This is a genomic window from Marinomonas profundimaris (assembly GCF_000508165.1).
GTDB lineage: Bacteria > Pseudomonadota > Gammaproteobacteria > Pseudomonadales > Marinomonadaceae > Marinomonas > Marinomonas profundimaris.
Window position 1 is genome coordinate 141,872 of sequence record NZ_AYOZ01000061.1, and the last position, 16,120, is coordinate 157,991.

Here is a 16,120-nt window from a genome sequence, read left to right on the forward strand (position 1 = left end):
TCACACCACCTATGGACGAACATAAACAAACGACACTCTATTCACACCCAGAGATTCTCGCCCAAGATCTGCCAAATTAATAAAACGTACTTTTTCCTTTAATTGATCGCCTAAACCTGCCGTTACAACTGCAATAAGTTGATCCCCTACCTCAATGGCAGTCTGCACCCCGGACTTCTGGCTAGTCACAAAAGCGACGACACGCTGATTTTCTGGCAGATCGCCAACAAACCGACGAATTCTCGGAATGTCGTGTGCATCCATTTGCGCAACAATGTAAAACTCAGTATTTTTTACACTCGCTGTTTTAACCTCATCCAAACGCACCATCACATCACCTGCGCCCCGACGATTTAAATACAAAACCTGATATACATCCTGTTGATTTTTAACCACGAGCAAGAACTGACTTTGATCCGCACCATACAAAAGGTAATCGCCAAAAAAATCATTTGCCCACGCATTACTGCTACCACAGCTTCGACTATCGCATTCGAATAACACACTGCGACCATCAGACAGCATCTGTGAACGATAATGAGCATAAACATCTTCCAGAAGCGCATTACGATTGATCTTATACAACGAGGTAAGATAATCACCATTTAGCCGAATAACCGACTCAGGCTCCCAACCACTTCCTGCTCTACGTATTTTACTTAATGGAATTTCTACCTGCTGGTCCGTCTGCACATTACTCTTAACAAGCTGAGCATCACGGTATGGCTCAATCCCTAAAACACCGGCAAAAGAAACGCTGCTTAAAAAAGCCAACAAACATAAAATTTTGTGAAACTTCACCATAAAATGCCCTATAACCCAAACTAGAAATGGGTTTCTCTTATTAGTTTTGATCAATAAATTGCTGAATCTCGGTGGCAACAGCAAAACAGCTATCAGGTTCGAGATGAAAATGATGATTTCCTTCCAGCCACTTTAACTTTACCCATGGAAAGTGCGCTGCACGATGCTCAACTAGTTCGTATTTGTTTTTATAAATGCCGTCATTGGCTATCAACACTAATGTAGGGCACTTGATCTGCTGAATAAAAGCCTCAACACCACCCTCATCCATGCGAAAAGGAGAAGGAAACGTTAATTTACCATCATGCCGCCACGCCCAAACACCTTCTTTTTTTTGACTAGAACCGCGATCCACCAACACCCTTGATGCTGCATAAGACAATTTGGTGAAACCATCCATTCTAGCCTTTACCATAGCTTCCTTCGATGAATAGATCGTTTCCCTATCCGAACGATACTTCGCCATCTTATTTACTGCTCGCTGAAGCGTCACAACACGATCCGTTGAATCACCCGCCATTGGCCCAACATTATCCAACACAATGAGCCCACGAACCTTTTCAGGCGCGATCGCCGCCACTAACATAGCAACAGCCCCACCCATACTATGACCAATCAACCAAACACTTTGTTTGGATTGGTTCAAAATGGACACAACATCCAAAACATAATCCCATAAATGATAAAAACTTCCCGACGGGCGATGTCGAGACGCGCCATGGCCAGGAAGATCTAAGGCAACATGCGAATATTCAAAGAGGTAAGGAGACAAATTAGAAAAACTGGCCGCATTGTCTAGCCAGCCATGTAAGGACAATATCTTTAAAGCAGAAGTGTTTTTTGGCAACCATTGAATTGCCGCTAACTCTGTGTGCGTCAGCTTATAAACAATCTCATTTCCCATATATACGTATTACCAAATCTAATAAATTCTAGTCCATATTTCACTGGGGGGATGAATACCAACGAAACTGACAGCATGCACCAGCAAAAAACTCACCTTCAACCGCAGTAAGTGTCGCCGTTGCCATAACAACATTGGCAGGCAACGGTTCGTCCACCAAGAAATCCACAAGCTGATACGCAAAAGGCTGATGAGTGATCAACAAAATAGACTCATAAGGCAATTGATCCAACCACTCAGCCACCTCAACTTCTTTTCCATAAGGCGTAATCAAGGGGCTATTTTGAACTTCAACGCCCCCTTCTAGAACAGACAGAAAGTGTGTCGCTGTCTGCTGCGCCCGCACATACGGACTTACAAATACAACATCTGGCACTTCTTTTTTAACTAAAAAAGCCCGGGCTGTCGCCTTAACTTCCGCGACCCCAAGCTCAGTAAGCTTACGAAATTCATCCTGCCCTAAGCCATACGGCTCAGCATTACCATGTCGCAGAACATAGAGTCGCTTAAGCTTCTTCATCCGTCGCTACCTGAGGCCACGGTTGAAATGGAAATGGTTTTTCTTCTGTTTCAAAAGATAAAAATGACAGGTTTTGGCGCAGAAAAGCCGTCATACTTCCTAACCAAGAAGAAAGCATAACAGGCTCATGTTTCGACCCTAATTTCACCAGGCTCACCAACACAAGCAAAACACCAAATACGGTGACAGAGATGTTTAATACAACCCAATACAACAACATAAAAATCAAACGAAACCAAAAACCTTGATCTGCATAACCTGGTTTAGACATTGCCATTCTCCTCATTCGTCGCAAATTCGACATCCCATTTTTGCTCACCTGTCATCATTGAACCAATCAAGGATTCCAGCTTTGCATTTTCAAACAACAGTTTAGACAAACCTTCTGCAAGCGGCATATACAAACCGTGCTTATGCGCCTCATCCACTACCATTTTTAAAGTATTGACCCCTTCAGCGACCTCGCCAATACCGCCAATCGCCTCCTCTAGATTCTTACCAGAGCCGATAGCAAAACCCACTCGATAATTTCGACTTAAAGGCGATGTACAGGTAGCAATCAAATCGCCCATTCCTGCCAAGCCCAAAAACGTCATGGGGTTAGCGCCGAAATGCACGGCAAAACGGCTCATCTCGGCCAGACTGCGCGTCATGATCATCGACATTGTGTTTTCGCCAACATTAAGTGCTTTTGCAAGACCGCACACAATCGCATAAATATTTTTTAATGCGCCAGCCAACTCAACACCTGTACTGTCTTTATTTTCATAAACACGGAAAGTAGGCGACTTAAGCAATTCAATCACACGCTGACGAACCAGATCATCCGAGCTTGCCACTACAGAGCCCGTCATTTGCCCTGCAGCAATTTCTTTCGCCAAATTTGGACCACTTAGAACGCCAATTTTTTGAGTGGCAGGGTTTCGACGCAAAACATCACTCATAAGTTCAAATCGATTTGGATTAAATCCTTTAGTCGTGCTAATCAGTATTTTATCGGCCGTCAATAAAGGCGCAATCCGCTGCACAACTTGCTCAAAAGACTTTGAAGGAATAGAGACAAATACCGTGTCACTGTCACGAATCGCTTGTTCAAGATTACTGGTTGCCAACAATTCACGATGCAATGGCGCATCGGGTAAATATCGGCTATTCAATCCGGTGAGATTAATTTCTTCGACCTGCTCTTCATTACGCATCCACTGACTAACCTGATGGCCATTTTTAGCCATAATATTTGCCAAGGCCGTACCAAAACTACCGCCACCTAATACACACACAGAATGCTTCATATTGACTCTTTCTCTTTTAAAATATCGCCTAACTGCGTAAAAACAAACAACACTAAGACGAACAACTAACTTCTAATGACCGACCCCATTCTGGCGCTCTTTGCGCCAGCAACTCTGATTCAGGATGCTCACTGTAAGGCTGATTCAGAACATTCAACAATCGCCTAAATGGCAAATAATCACCTTGTTCAGCCGCCTGAATGGCATCATGGGCCAAATAATTTCTTAATATAAACTTTGGATTAACGAGCAACATGTCATGACTGACCTTAGACCATACCAGCCCCTCACTTAACCTTGTGGTCTGATAACGATCAAACCAATGAGATAAGCTATCACGGTCAACAACCTCATCAAGCAAGACCGTAAAACCATCTACTTCAAGATGGCTTAATAAGCGGAAAAATACGGTGTAATCCATCTTTTCTTTTGCTAACAGTGTCAATATAGTCGGCAAAAGATCCCTAACATTTTGAGCCTTACTTAAGCCCATTTTTTTCATCATTAGCACGTCATAATGCGACTGCAACTCGGCCTCATAACATTGCAATATTGAAATTAACTGATCTCGTTCCAAATGTTTTGAGAAGCACCGCATTAAACAATTAAGATTCCATAACCCAACACCCGGCTGGCGTGAAAATGCGTAACGACCTTCATGGTCAGAATGATTACACACCCAATCGGGCTCATAATCTTCCATAAAACCATAAGGACCATAATCAATTGTCTCACCAGTAAAAGAAAAATTATCTGTGTTCATAACACCATGTTGAAAGCCAACTGACTGCCACTTGGCAATCATTCTAGCGGTACGTTTTACCACTTCGACCAGCATACTTTGCAATGGCGAATCTGCAGCCAAACATTCTGGATAATAATGCTTTAGGCAATACTCGATAAGCTGGTCCAGTTCAGCCTGTTTCCCTTGAGAAAAAAAGTATTCAAAATGACCGAAACGAATATGCCCCTTCGCAACTCGCAACAACATAGCGCCCGCCTCTGGCGTTTCTCGATAAACCGCCTCACGACTATCATAAAGCGCCAATGCGCGCGAAGAAGGCACTGACAAGGCCGCCATAGCTTCACTCGCCAAATATTCTCGAATACAAGATCGCAAAACTGCACGACCATCACCGCGACGAGAATAAGGTGTTGGCCCAGCACCTTTCATATGCAAATCATACAAAAAGCCATCCGCACCTTTCACCTCACCCAATAGCACCCCGCGACCATCACCCAGCTGAGGAGAAAAACCACCAAATTGATGACCAGCGTAAACCATACTGACACTAGCAGATAAAGTCTCTTCGCCATTGAGTATGCGCTTTGTGGTAGAGGATTTAATATCGATCGATAGAAAGGAAGCAAGCGCTTGGTTAAATTCAACCAAGCGCTGCTCAAAAAGTGGTTGGATGAGTGTTTTTGAAGAAAACGCCTCACCCAGACTTGCAAAGTGATGTTCTAAATTCATCTTGTCTCACTGTAAAAGTAAGCGATGTTTTGTTTATCGAGACGTATCAACCATGTATTCACAGCGAATACTCTCACCAACAACCTTCTCGATTTCAGGAATCATGAACGCATCGTCTTCACTGGCAAAGCTAACAGACTTACCTGATTCGCCACCCCGGCCTGTACGGCCGATACGATGAACATAATCTTCTGGGTCTTCTGGCAACGCATAGTTAACAACCAATGCCACATTATCAACATGGATACCACGCCCCGCCACGTCCGTCGCAACAAGAACCTGAATGATACCGTCTTTGAAGTTCTTCAACGTTTTAACACGCTTATCTTGAGCCACTTCGCCAGACAAAATAGCGCAGTTAATATTTGCTTTTCGTAAACGTTCATACAAGTCACGCGTTTCATCACGACGATTGGCAAAAATAATCGTACGTTGACCACCATTTTCTTCAATTAACTGCTTTAAAACAGGCCATTTTTGATCTGCTTCAACCGTATAAATAACTTGTTCTATATTTTGGTTGGTTGCTTCTTTTGGCACAACCGACACTTCTTTAGGGAAGTATGTCCATTGCTGTGCAAGCGCTTGAACATCTTTAGGGAAAGTGGCACTGAACAACATCGTTTGTCTTGATTCTTTATGAGGCGTCATGCGAATGATGCTTTTCACATCCGGAATGAAGCCCATAGACAACATACGATCAGCCTCGTCTAATACAAGGCATTCCACTTTACCCAACTGTACTTTACGGTTGCGAGCAAAATCCAACAATCGACCTGGCGTTGCGACCAATATGTCGACATTCTCAGTTTCTAACGCAATTTTTTGCTTCTCGTAACTTAAGCCACCCACAAGAGTCACAACATTTAAGTGACAATTCGTCGTCAACTTCACTGCTTCATCGGCAATTTGCAATGCCAATTCACGTGTTGGTGCAATAATCAGGCCTCGAGCAAAGTTATTCGCTCGCTTTTCTTCCAGCGGATAATCAAGAAAATCACTGATCATCGCGATCAAAAAGGCCGCCGTTTTACCCGTTCCCGTCTGAGCTTGCCCAATGATGTCATAACCTTGCAATGTCATTGGTAATGTTTCTGCCTGAATTTCACTGCAGTACTCAAATCCCATTTCCGCAATTGATTTGATAACCCGATCAGGAATATTCAAATCGTGAAAGCGAATTTTACCTTCCACTGCAGCAACCTGGAAATCGTCAATAGACCAAATCCCTGTACTTACTTCACCTTCAGCCGTCAATTTTTTTTCAACTGGTAAGTGAGCTGAAGACTCTACATTATTTTTTGGGCGCTTATTCGTGCGACGAGTACGTTTTGGTTTTTCTGCCGTTTCTGGTGGTGTTTCTTGAATTTGGTTTTCCATATTGGAATCTATACGCTTCTATTGTGTTTTGAGGTTAATCATCTTTGCAAAGAGTGTACCTAATTGAACTCGCTTTATCACCCTTTGCTTACGGTTTGTTAAGCTATGTTATTGATATCGATACGGCGGCAAACTATTAATCAACTGCGAGCCATAACGCTTTGTCTTTAAACGTTTATCTAAAATGTGAATTTCACCAGTGTCTTTTTCACTCCTCAATAGTCGCCCCGTCGCCTGAACCAAACGCAAAGACGCATCCGGAATAGTAATCTCCATAAAAGGGTTGCCTCCACGCTTTTGAATCCACTCAGCCAAAGTTGCTTCTACAGGGTCATCAGGTACAGCAAAAGGAATCTTGGCGATGTACACACACGTTAGATAATTCCCTGGTAAATCCACGCCTTCTGCAAAGCTGGCTAATCCCAACAACAAACTGCCTTTGCCTTCATCAATTCGTGCTCGATGGGAATCTAATATAACCCTTTTAGATTGCTCACCTTGCATCAGCAATATTTCTTGTAAGCCAGCAGTCAGTGATTTAGCGACTTCTTCCATTTGTCGGCGGGAAGAAAACAATACTAAGCTGCCTTTGTCTGTACTGACATGCTCATCAAGGTAGCTAATAATTTCAGCGGTATGCTGCTCAACGCGGTTGGGCTCATGTTCCATATCTGGCACGACCAATAAACCATTATTTTGAAAATCAAATGGGCTAACAACGCGTAAATATTCACTTTCTTTTGGCACACCGGAACGCATATTAAAACGATGGAATTGGTTTAGCGCCGTTAGCGTTGCGGAAGTAACCACAGCGCCAAAACATTTATCCCACAATTGCTGCCTTAACGTATTGGCTGCAAGAATCGGCGAACCGCCCAACTCAATATCCTGCTCCATACCCTGACCGGATAAAACCAACCACCGTGCGTTTGGTGGGTAATTTTGATCATCAACGGTGGAATACAAACGCCACAAACCAACACATTGCTCCAATCGACCAAGAATAACACCCAATATAGGCTGCCAAGTCTCTGCCGTTTCGGACGTCACGCCCATCCCTTCATTTTGTTTGGTCTTTTTACATTCGTCCTGAATACTTTCTATATTATTAAAAAGTTTCTGGTAAGACGTTTGAAGGCTATAAGCCAGCTGTCGCAATTCATCTGGCACCAAGCCAAACTCAAATCGATGCTGATTATTTTCTTGATCTAACCCCAAACCTTGAATGTAAGGTGCCAGACCTTGTTGCGCATATTGGATAAAATTCACAATACTTTGAATTTGCTGCGGTATTTTTAACAACAATTGACCAGTAAGGCTGACGTCATCTGTTAATTCTTGCTTTAAGTTCACCAAGTTTTTTTCTAATTGCCTAAGCCAAGTAATACTTTGCTGCAATCGAACTTCATGACGAAAATGTCCTATTGCTTTATCTGGAAGATGATGACCTTCATCAAACACATAAATGGTTTCTTTTGGCGGCGTCAGAATCGCACCCCCACCAAGCGACAAATCCGCCAACACCAAATCATGATTGGCCACAATGACATCCGCCGTTTCTATCTCAGCTCTCGCCTTAAAGAAAGGGCATACAGAATAATTCGCACAATTACGATTTGTGCATTGCTGATGGTCCGTGGTTAAACGACGCCAATCTTGGTCTCGGATAATGCCAGCCCAATTGTCTTTATCACCATCCCACTCGCCTTTTTCTATGGCGGCGTCCATTTCTTGATAAAGAACTGTATTCACATCATCCGAATGTAGATGCTGCTCAAAAAGGCCTGCGAACATGTCATCCATAGCCTGCTCTTCTGTGCTCAAAAAACCTTCAAGATTGTTCAAACACAAATAACGGCCACGACCTTTTGCCAGTGTGTACTTAAAGCTTAGCTCCGTATGCTCAAGTAAATCTGGTAGCTCCTTATGCAGGATCTGCTCTTGAAGCGCCACTGTTGCTGTAGAAATGATTAACTTCAAGCCTCGCGCTTTAGCGATAGGAATCGCCGCAAGACAATAAGACAAGGTTTTACCTGTGCCCGTTCCAGCCTCGATGACTGCGACATGCTTTTCATCGAGCCGTTCGCCTTCTGAGCCTTGCTTAATATTCCCGAGGGTACGGGCAATCGCACCAATCATTTGGCGCTGTCCAGCCCTTGGTTTATGGGACTTCGCATCCAAAGAGGCTCGGTATGCAAGTTGAATTTGTTTTTTTAGTTCATCTGAAAGCATTTATATTATTGAGATTAGTTAAGAATACTGTATATAATAACAGTTACTGTATAAACAACCAGATAACCTATGATTAAATTAACCAAAAGACAATCTGACGTACTAGAAACCATTCGCGAATTTATTAGTGAAACTGGTTTTCCGCCAACCAGAGCAGAAATCGCTCGTCGACTTGGGTTTAAATCCCCCAATGCCGCCGAAGAGCATCTAAAAGCCTTGTGTAGAAAAGGGGCTATTGAAATGCTTTCAGGCGCCTCACGCGGGATTCGCTTAGTGAATCAAGCGTCGAACGACGAACCAGAAGACCTTGGCCTGCCCATCATAGGAAAGGTCGCTGCAGGTTATCCGATTCTTGCTCAGGAAAATATTGCCTCTCACGTCAACATACCAGCAAGCATGTTTTCTCCAAAAGCAGACTATTTTCTCTCTGTGTCTGGAACAAGCATGAAAAATATAGGCATTATGGAAGGCGATCTTTTGGCCGTTCATAAAACTAACACAGTTCACAACGGTCAAATCGTTGTTGCTCGGATTGGAGACGAAGTCACCGTAAAACGTTTTGAGCAAAAGGGCAGTATTGTTAGGCTGATCCCGGAAAACGAAGAATTTAATGACATCATCGTTGACCTAGAAAGCGAAGACTTTGCCATTGAAGGCTTATCCGTTGGCGTTATCCGCCAAGGGATTTAAAACCTAAAAAAAGGCGAAGCCATCGCTTCGCCTTTTTCAATTTTAAGTATCAATGCAAAATTTTCGGTCGAAATTCTTCATCCGCTAAATAGTCAGAATCATCATCAAATAAAGACTCTTCAGAATAAACAAAATCAATCCCTGCATGGAACATGCATTTCGCCAATTCAAAATAGCGATCTTTCAGAGACGAACGTGTGTCATCCGAAATTTGCAAGGTTGCCAGTGGCACGGTTTCCTCACCATCTTCACTGGCCGGTCGCAGCACGATATCGCCGTTTTCCAGCTCAACAATCTCTAGGTAGGACTCTTTCATATTCAATACTCTGATGACTCTTCTCTAAAACGTAATACCAATTCAACCAGTTTCGCCAAATAGAAATCAACTGAAGCGCCAGCGTCATTACCACGACCAATTAGATTATCGCTTTCAACAACAGACAGGCTTGAGCGACACTCAAACTGCACTAAATACGCCTGATACAGTTGAGCACACCAAGAGTCTGAACGAGACAATAAGTCAGCCAATTCAGACAGTGCAGGTACCATGATTTGCTTTGACTCAGCTTCAAGTAAAAGTGTCGCAACGTCCAAGGATCCAGACAACGAATAGGCACAAGAAAGCTCTTTCAAAAAACCATTGAGCGCACTTCTTAGCTGAAAAATAGCCGAGCTCTCCAAGCCTACACTCAGCCACTTTTCATCACTTTCCTGACTTTGACGAATAAATCGTCTTGCCGTATCTATTTTTTGGTTTGTTAGACTCGCTAAACTTGCACCACTCATTTTTTCTTTTTGCCTTCCTCAATCACCCATTTCGACCCAACAAAATAAGCCTTCCAACCTGTCGGCTTACCTTCTTCCTCTGTCATTACATACTGCTCTTTCGTCTTTCGACTATAGCGAATGACCGTTGGGCGACCTTCATTATCGGCAACAGGTGCTTTAGCGAAGAAATGGTATTTCGGATCAATCTGATCCATGTAAGGAAGCAATTCTTTGACGAGCGGCGCACGCGTCTCTCGTTTACGAGGAAACTGACTAGCCGCCAGGAATAAGCCCGTGGCTCCATCTCGCAAAATGTAATGATCCTCAACCTTCAAACAAGCAAGGTCAGGCATTGGAACAGGATCCATTTTTGGTGGCGCAGCTTCACCACTTTTCAGAAGCTTACGAGTGTTTTTACATTCTTCATTGGTACAACCAAAGTATTTCCCAAAGCGGCCCGTTTTCAACTGCATATCAGCAGAACATTTATCACATTCCAGCAAAGGCCCATCGTAACCCTTGATCTTGAATGTGCCCTGCTCTACTTCATAACCTGAACAAGATGGATTGTTACCACAAACATGGAGCTTGCGATGCTCATCCATCAAATAACTGTCCATGGCAGAACCACAAATAGTACAGCGATGCTTGTTAATCAGTGCTTTTGATTCGCCTTCTTCGTCATCAACCGCAACAACATCATCCCCACGAATAAGGTTAATCGTGGCTTTACAACGCTCTTTTGGCGGTAATGCATAACCAGAACAAGACATAAACACCCCCGTACTCGCTGTACGAATTTGCATAGGTCGAGAGCATGTTGGACATTCAATGTCCGTTGGTGTCGGCTCATTTAGCATCATGCCGCCATCTGGCGCTTCGGCTTTGGCTAAAACACCACTAAAATCTTTATAGAAGGCATTGAGCGTTTTAATCCAATCCTTATGACCTTCCGCGATATCATCAAGCTGCTCTTCCATTTGAGCCGTGAAACTAAAATTCATTAATGAACTAAAGCTATCAACCAAACGCTCAGTGACAATATCGCCCATTTTTTCGGCATAAAAACGGCGATTCTCAACTCGCACATAACCACGATCTTGAATCGTAGAAATGATAGATGCGTACGTTGATGGACGGCCAATTCCTCGTTTCTCCAACTCTTTTACCAAGCTTGCTTCACTGAAACGCGCGACAGGCTTAGTAAAATGCTGCTCTGCCAACAATTCGTTAAGGGATAAATATTCACCTTTAGCAACATCAGGCAAAATATTGTCTTCGCCTTTTTTAACCACGGTTTGCATAGCGCGAGTATAACCATCAAAACGCAAAATACGCCCTTTAGCTTTGAACTCATACTCGCCACTACTTACTGTAATGGTGGTTGATGTATACTCTGCTGGCGTCATTTGACATGCCATGAATTGGCTGCGAATCAAATCGTATAGACGATGTGAATCTTTTTCCATGCCAAGTAAATCGTCAACACGCACTGTAACGTCAGAAGGTCGAATCGCTTCATGGGCCTCTTGAGCGCCTTCTTTACTACTGTAACGAATAGGCTCTTCAGGCAAATACTTATCGCCGTAAGTAGATGAGATATAACCTCGCAAGGCCTCAACAGCATCCACACTCAAGTTTGTCGAATCGGTACGCATGTAGGTGATATAACCACCTTCATACAAACGCTGTGCGAGCATCATGGTTTTCTTAACCCCATAACCCAAACGCGTACTTGCCGCTTGCTGAAGTGTAGACGTAATAAATGGCGCAGACGGTTTACTACTGGTTGGCTTATCTTCGCGACTGCTAACCAAGTATTTCGCGCCACTTAAGCGCGCTAGGTGCTCATCCGATTCGGTTTTATTGACTGGTCGGTATTCTTTATTCTGATACTTTGCCGCTTCAAATTTAATAACTTCTTTTGATGGCGTGGCAAGTAAAGCGTCTAGCTCCCAAAACTCATCAGGAACAAAAGCGCGTATCTCTTTTTCACGTTCAACAATTAAGCGCACGGCAACCGATTGCACTCGACCTGCCGACAAGCCTCGTGCCACTTTTGCCCAAAGCAAAGGTGAGACCATGAAGCCAACCACTCGATCTAGAAAACGACGAGCTTGCTGAGCATTAACTCGATTCAAATCCAGTTCAGAAGGTGTTTCAAATGCCGCTTTTATCGCTTTTTTGGTGATTTCGTTAAATACAACTCGCTTATAACGACTTTCGTCACCACCAATGGCTTCACGAAGATGCCAAGCAATCGCTTCACCCTCTCTATCCAAATCGGTCGCGAGATAAATAGTGTCTGCATTTTTTGCCAATCGCTTTAGTTCATCAACGACTTTTTCTTTACCTGGCAAAATTTCATAATGCGCCTTCCAATTACTTTCAGGGTCGACACCCATTCTGGAAATCAGCTGTTTTCGTGACTTGGTACTTTTATACTCAAGTTTTTCCTCTGGACTCATTTTTCGAGTCAAAGCCGCTTGCTTTGCTCGTTCCTGAGGTGTTGAGGTTGATGTTGTACCTGTAGGCAAATCTCGAATGTGACCCACACTCGATTTAACAATAAAGTCATTGCCCAGATATTTGTTGATGGTTTTCGCCTTAGCCGGCGATTCCACGATAACCAGTGATTTTCCCATTGAACTGTGTAAGCCTTTTAATAAAGTAGGTCTGCAAATCCACGTTGCACGAAGTTTAATCTCTAGGGGCGCTGATATTAAGCAAACACCTTTTATATGACAAGCGATCCCTGTATTGTTTCACACATTAAATCTTGCTGAACTTAGTATTTCTTATTTAACATACTGAATTCATTGCTTAAGGACAATCATGGCTACCCTTCAAATATTAACCATTGCTTTTTTGATCATCATTGTACTTTTGTCTGTGGTTATTGGATCACGCGCGCATCAAAAAGAAAAAGAAATCACTCAGCGACGCGTAAAACAATTACAGCTATCTAATCGAGCCGACCGTGTTGAGCAACATATCCGCGGTCTCAAAGACGTGAATACTGACACAATTGCCGCCGATGTGCTTTATGATTTCTATCTAGACACACTTCGAGAGCTTCTGCAATATTCAGATGATCCTGAAAAAATTGAAATTCGCATCGCAACCGCAGAAGAAGACCGAAACAATGAACCGCAAGAATTTACACCCGAACCCGACCTTCTTAGCTTTCAAGAAAAAAGTAATTACAAAGAGCGATTAACAAAGCTCGCAAAAATGCTTTTGTATTTACGCCGAAAAGGCCGCATAAGTAACACTCACTACCAAGCCTGCTACGAATATTTACGTTGGCTTAACCTGTGGATTCAATTAAACCGTCAAATTGTGCAAGCCAACAAAAACTTTACCGATGGCGATCTTCGAGTTGCCCAAACACTTTATGGCGTCATATTGTCCCACATTAAGTCAGACGCAATCGAACGACCTGAAAAGAACATATTAAAAACCTTTGTGACCGACAGAATGAAAGCGATCTTAACCCCCAAAATAGAAGCCATGAAAGAAAGCGATAATCCAGAAGACGCACTGAACGAAATCATTCACAACCTCGAACTCCCTGAAGGTTAGTCGGTGAATAATAAAACTCAAATCGCCTCTTTTTAAGAGGCGATTGCTTTTATCTCCGCTAACGCAGTAGCAAGACGCGCCATTGCTTCTAAAGCGTCTTCATCACCATTTTCATTCCAGTAAAGCGCCACACTTTCGGGTGTGATTTTAACCCCTGTCAATAAGTCTCCGTAAACGTCCAATACATGACGAGAATCTTCTGTTAACGCAATCGAATCACTCGACCACCAACCATTAGAAAGTGCATTATATTTCCACACCTCATAAGGCAACAGCCAAACCTTCTCTGGTAAAGAAGCAACCGGCTTTGAGCGATAAAGCGAATACGCCGTCGTTTTTTGCCGATTCAATGATTTATCCCACTTGTCAGGAAGGTCAATTGATGTAAGCTGAACAATAAGACCCAATTTTCGAGCATGCAAACGTAAAGCCATACGTTGACGCTCTTTTTTAGGAGGCATAATCCATAATGCCGACCCCATTAAAGACAATGTAATGAAAATAACAATAAGAGCAGTCATGCTTAATGTCTCACTAGTTTTTTGAACTACAATAAATTAACCGAGCTAATTTGGAGGTATTCTATGCTGTATAACAGAATTCTACTTGCCGTTGACCTAACGGATGAAAGCATCAAAGTGGCTAACAAAGCCGTTGCCCTTTGCCAATCAACGGGCGCAGAACTTACTATCGTTCATGTTATTGAATCACTCAATTATGCCTATGGCGGCGATGTACCTATCGACATCACAGACATTCAGGCGCAACTACAAGAAACAGCCAAAGAACGCATCGCCATTCTAGAAGCGCAACTGGATATCCCCTTACAGGAAAGCTGCATCACACAAGGCGGCATAGAAAGTGAAATACACCGCATTGCAGAAGAAAAGAAAGTCGATTTGATCGTCGTAGGGAGCCACGGTCGCCATGGCCTTGCCTTACTACTTGGCTCCACCGCAAATGGCGTGCTTCACGGAGCACCTTGCGATGTGCTAGCCGTAAAAGTGGCCAAAGATTAGCGATTCAAGCAATGACAATCAAAAAGGCGATGTAAATACATCGCCTTTTTTTACATTTCGAATCAGTCTAGCTTCGCGTCCAGCTGGTCCCTTCTCGACTATCAAGAAGCTCAATGCCCTGACGCGCTAATTCATCTCGAATTTCATCACTACGCGCAAAATTCTTATCTTTTCGAACTTGTGTTCTTTCATCTATCAATGCTTGTATTGCGGTGTCATCAAGCCCTTCAGAAATCGTGCTGTTTTGCAGGAAATATTCAGGATCTTGATACAACAGACCAAGCAACTCAGCCAACGAACGCAATTCCGCAGCCAACAACAATGCCTTATCTGCGTCGTCAACTTTTGCCTTGTTAAGCTCACGAACCAACTCAAACAAAACAGAAACAGCAACCGCTGTGTTGAAGTCATCTTTCATGGCCTCTTCAAAGCGCTCAGTGAAAGCAGTAGGCGAAAACGACGCTGCAACTGGCTGTTGACGCAAAGCGGTGTAAAGACGCTCTAGAGCGACTTTGGCTTCTGTCAAACTTTGATCAGAGTAATCAATCGCACTGCGATATTGACTTGATACCATAAGGTAGCGCACAACCTCAGGGTTAAATTTAGCCAACACATCGCGCACCGTGAAGAAATTACCCAATGACTTAGACATTTTTTCGTTATTGACACGAACCGCGCCACAATGCATCCAGTAATTCACATAATCCTTGCCCGTTGCGGCTTCAGATTGTGCAATTTCGTTCTCATGATGCGGAAACTTAAGGTCAGGACCGCCGCCATGAATATCAAAATGACTACCAAGGCAGTTTGTCGACATGGCTGAACATTCAATATGCCAGCCAGGGCGCCCCTCACCCCAAGGAGAAGACCAAGACACCTCTCCTACTTTCGTTTGTTTCCACAATACGAAATCCGCAGGATGCTCTTTAGCAACCTCAACATCAATACGAGCACCAGCCAACATATCATCTAGCTTGCGGTTATTTAACTTTCCATAACCTTCAAATTTGGTGGTTCGATAATAAACATCACCAGACACCCCTTGATACGCAAAACCCTTATCGATCAGGATTTGAATCATATCAATGATCTCTTGCATGAACTCTGTCGCTTTTGGCTCACGGTCAGGCATTTTATTGCCTAAACGCAATTCATCTTTACGCTGTGCAGCAATCATTCGCTCAGTCAACGACTGAGTGGATTCATTATTCTCTTCCGCACGTTTGATGATCTTATCGTCAACGTCGGTAATATTTCGCACATAATTCAATTCGTAACCTAGATGACGAATGAAGCGTGAAATAATATCGAAAGAAATCATCGCACGAGCATGACCAATGTGGCAAAAATCGTAAACTGTGTTGCCACAAACATACATACCAACCTTGCCTTCTTCGATTGGCTTGAAAATTTCTTTCTTCCCACTTAGGGTGTTGTAAATCTTCAACATGC

The 16,120-nt window shown here is 43.3% G+C and carries 16 protein-coding genes; 3 read left to right on the forward strand and 13 right to left on the reverse strand.

Annotation, left to right across the window (positions count from 1 at the left end):
- Window positions 1-9: 9 nt before the first annotated feature.
- From D104_RS36060 to dinG, 8 genes are all read right to left on the reverse strand, one after another.
- Window positions 10-804: a DUF4892 domain-containing protein gene (locus D104_RS36060; protein WP_024025550.1), complete on the reverse strand. Its 795-nt coding sequence runs from the start codon at window positions 802-804 to the stop codon at window positions 10-12.
- Window positions 805-844: 40 nt separating this feature from the next.
- Window positions 845-1,708 carry an alpha/beta fold hydrolase gene (locus tag D104_RS36065; RefSeq protein WP_024025551.1) on the reverse strand — a complete coding sequence of 288 codons (864 nt, stop codon included), beginning with the start codon at window positions 1,706-1,708 and terminating at the stop codon, window positions 845-847.
- Between the two features lie 40 nt (window positions 1,709-1,748).
- Entirely contained in the window at window positions 1,749-2,228 is a 480-nt protein-coding gene (locus tag D104_RS36070; protein ID WP_024025552.1) for a SixA phosphatase family protein, read from the reverse strand.
- A complete protein-coding gene (locus D104_RS36075) occupies window positions 2,215-2,499 on the reverse strand; it encodes a DUF4389 domain-containing protein (protein ID WP_024025553.1) in 285 nt (94 codons plus the stop codon). The genes D104_RS36070 and D104_RS36075 overlap by 14 nt, the downstream gene beginning before the upstream one ends.
- Complete coding sequence (locus D104_RS36080; protein ID WP_024025554.1) at window positions 2,492-3,520, reverse strand: NAD(P)H-dependent glycerol-3-phosphate dehydrogenase; 1,029 nt, start codon at window positions 3,518-3,520, stop codon at window positions 2,492-2,494. The genes D104_RS36075 and D104_RS36080 overlap by 8 nt, the downstream gene beginning before the upstream one ends.
- A 52-nt stretch (window positions 3,521-3,572) precedes the next feature.
- Complete coding sequence (locus D104_RS36085) at window positions 3,573-4,994, reverse strand: protein adenylyltransferase SelO (protein WP_024025555.1); 1,422 nt, start codon at window positions 4,992-4,994, stop codon at window positions 3,573-3,575.
- 33 nt (window positions 4,995-5,027) lie between these two features.
- The gene (locus D104_RS36090; RefSeq protein ID WP_024025556.1) at window positions 5,028-6,374 is read right to left on the reverse strand and encodes a DEAD/DEAH box helicase; all 1,347 of its coding nucleotides are present in this window, start codon (window positions 6,372-6,374) and stop codon (window positions 5,028-5,030) included.
- 108 nt (window positions 6,375-6,482) lie between these two features.
- Window positions 6,483-8,606, reverse strand: a complete 2,124-nt coding sequence (gene dinG, locus D104_RS36095) for an ATP-dependent DNA helicase DinG (protein WP_024025557.1) — start codon at window positions 8,604-8,606, stop codon at window positions 6,483-6,485.
- 69 nt (window positions 8,607-8,675) lie between these two features.
- Between dinG and lexA the strand changes: the two genes are divergently transcribed.
- Complete coding sequence (lexA, locus tag D104_RS36100; protein WP_024025558.1) at window positions 8,676-9,296, forward strand: transcriptional repressor LexA; 621 nt, start codon at window positions 8,676-8,678, stop codon at window positions 9,294-9,296.
- 49 nt (window positions 9,297-9,345) lie between these two features.
- Here the strand turns inward: lexA and D104_RS36105 are convergent, their stop codons facing one another.
- The 3 genes from D104_RS36105 to topA are packed head-to-tail and all read right to left on the reverse strand — an operon-like array spanning window position 9,346 to window position 12,709.
- A complete protein-coding gene (locus tag D104_RS36105; protein ID WP_024025559.1) occupies window positions 9,346-9,612 on the reverse strand; it encodes a hypothetical protein in 267 nt (88 codons plus the stop codon).
- A gap of 2 nt (window positions 9,613-9,614) precedes the next feature.
- The gene (locus D104_RS36110) at window positions 9,615-10,082 is read right to left on the reverse strand and encodes a DUF6586 family protein (RefSeq protein ID WP_024025560.1); all 468 of its coding nucleotides are present in this window, start codon (window positions 10,080-10,082) and stop codon (window positions 9,615-9,617) included.
- A complete protein-coding gene (gene topA / locus D104_RS36115) occupies window positions 10,079-12,709 on the reverse strand; it encodes a type I DNA topoisomerase (RefSeq protein ID WP_024025561.1) in 2,631 nt (876 codons plus the stop codon). The genes D104_RS36110 and topA overlap by 4 nt, the downstream gene beginning before the upstream one ends.
- Before the next feature lie 190 nt (window positions 12,710-12,899).
- Between topA and D104_RS36120 the strand changes: the two genes are divergently transcribed.
- A complete protein-coding gene (locus tag D104_RS36120; RefSeq protein WP_024025562.1) occupies window positions 12,900-13,649 on the forward strand; it encodes a DNA topoisomerase I in 750 nt (249 codons plus the stop codon).
- A 32-nt stretch (window positions 13,650-13,681) separates the two neighbouring features.
- Here the strand turns inward: D104_RS36120 and D104_RS36125 are convergent, their stop codons facing one another.
- Window positions 13,682-14,170, reverse strand: coding sequence for a hypothetical protein (locus D104_RS36125; protein WP_024025563.1), 489 nt, complete (start codon window positions 14,168-14,170; stop codon window positions 13,682-13,684).
- 63 nt (window positions 14,171-14,233) lie between these two features.
- Here D104_RS36125 and D104_RS36130 point away from each other — a divergent pair, with 63 nt between their 5' ends.
- Complete coding sequence (locus D104_RS36130) at window positions 14,234-14,668, forward strand: universal stress protein (RefSeq protein ID WP_024025564.1); 435 nt, start codon at window positions 14,234-14,236, stop codon at window positions 14,666-14,668.
- A 67-nt stretch (window positions 14,669-14,735) separates the two neighbouring features.
- On the opposite strand, the gene cysS is transcribed toward D104_RS36130, so the two are convergent.
- Complete coding sequence (gene cysS, locus D104_RS36135) at window positions 14,736-16,118, reverse strand: cysteine--tRNA ligase (RefSeq protein ID WP_024025565.1); 1,383 nt, start codon at window positions 16,116-16,118, stop codon at window positions 14,736-14,738.
- Window positions 16,119-16,120: the final 2 nt, after the last annotated feature.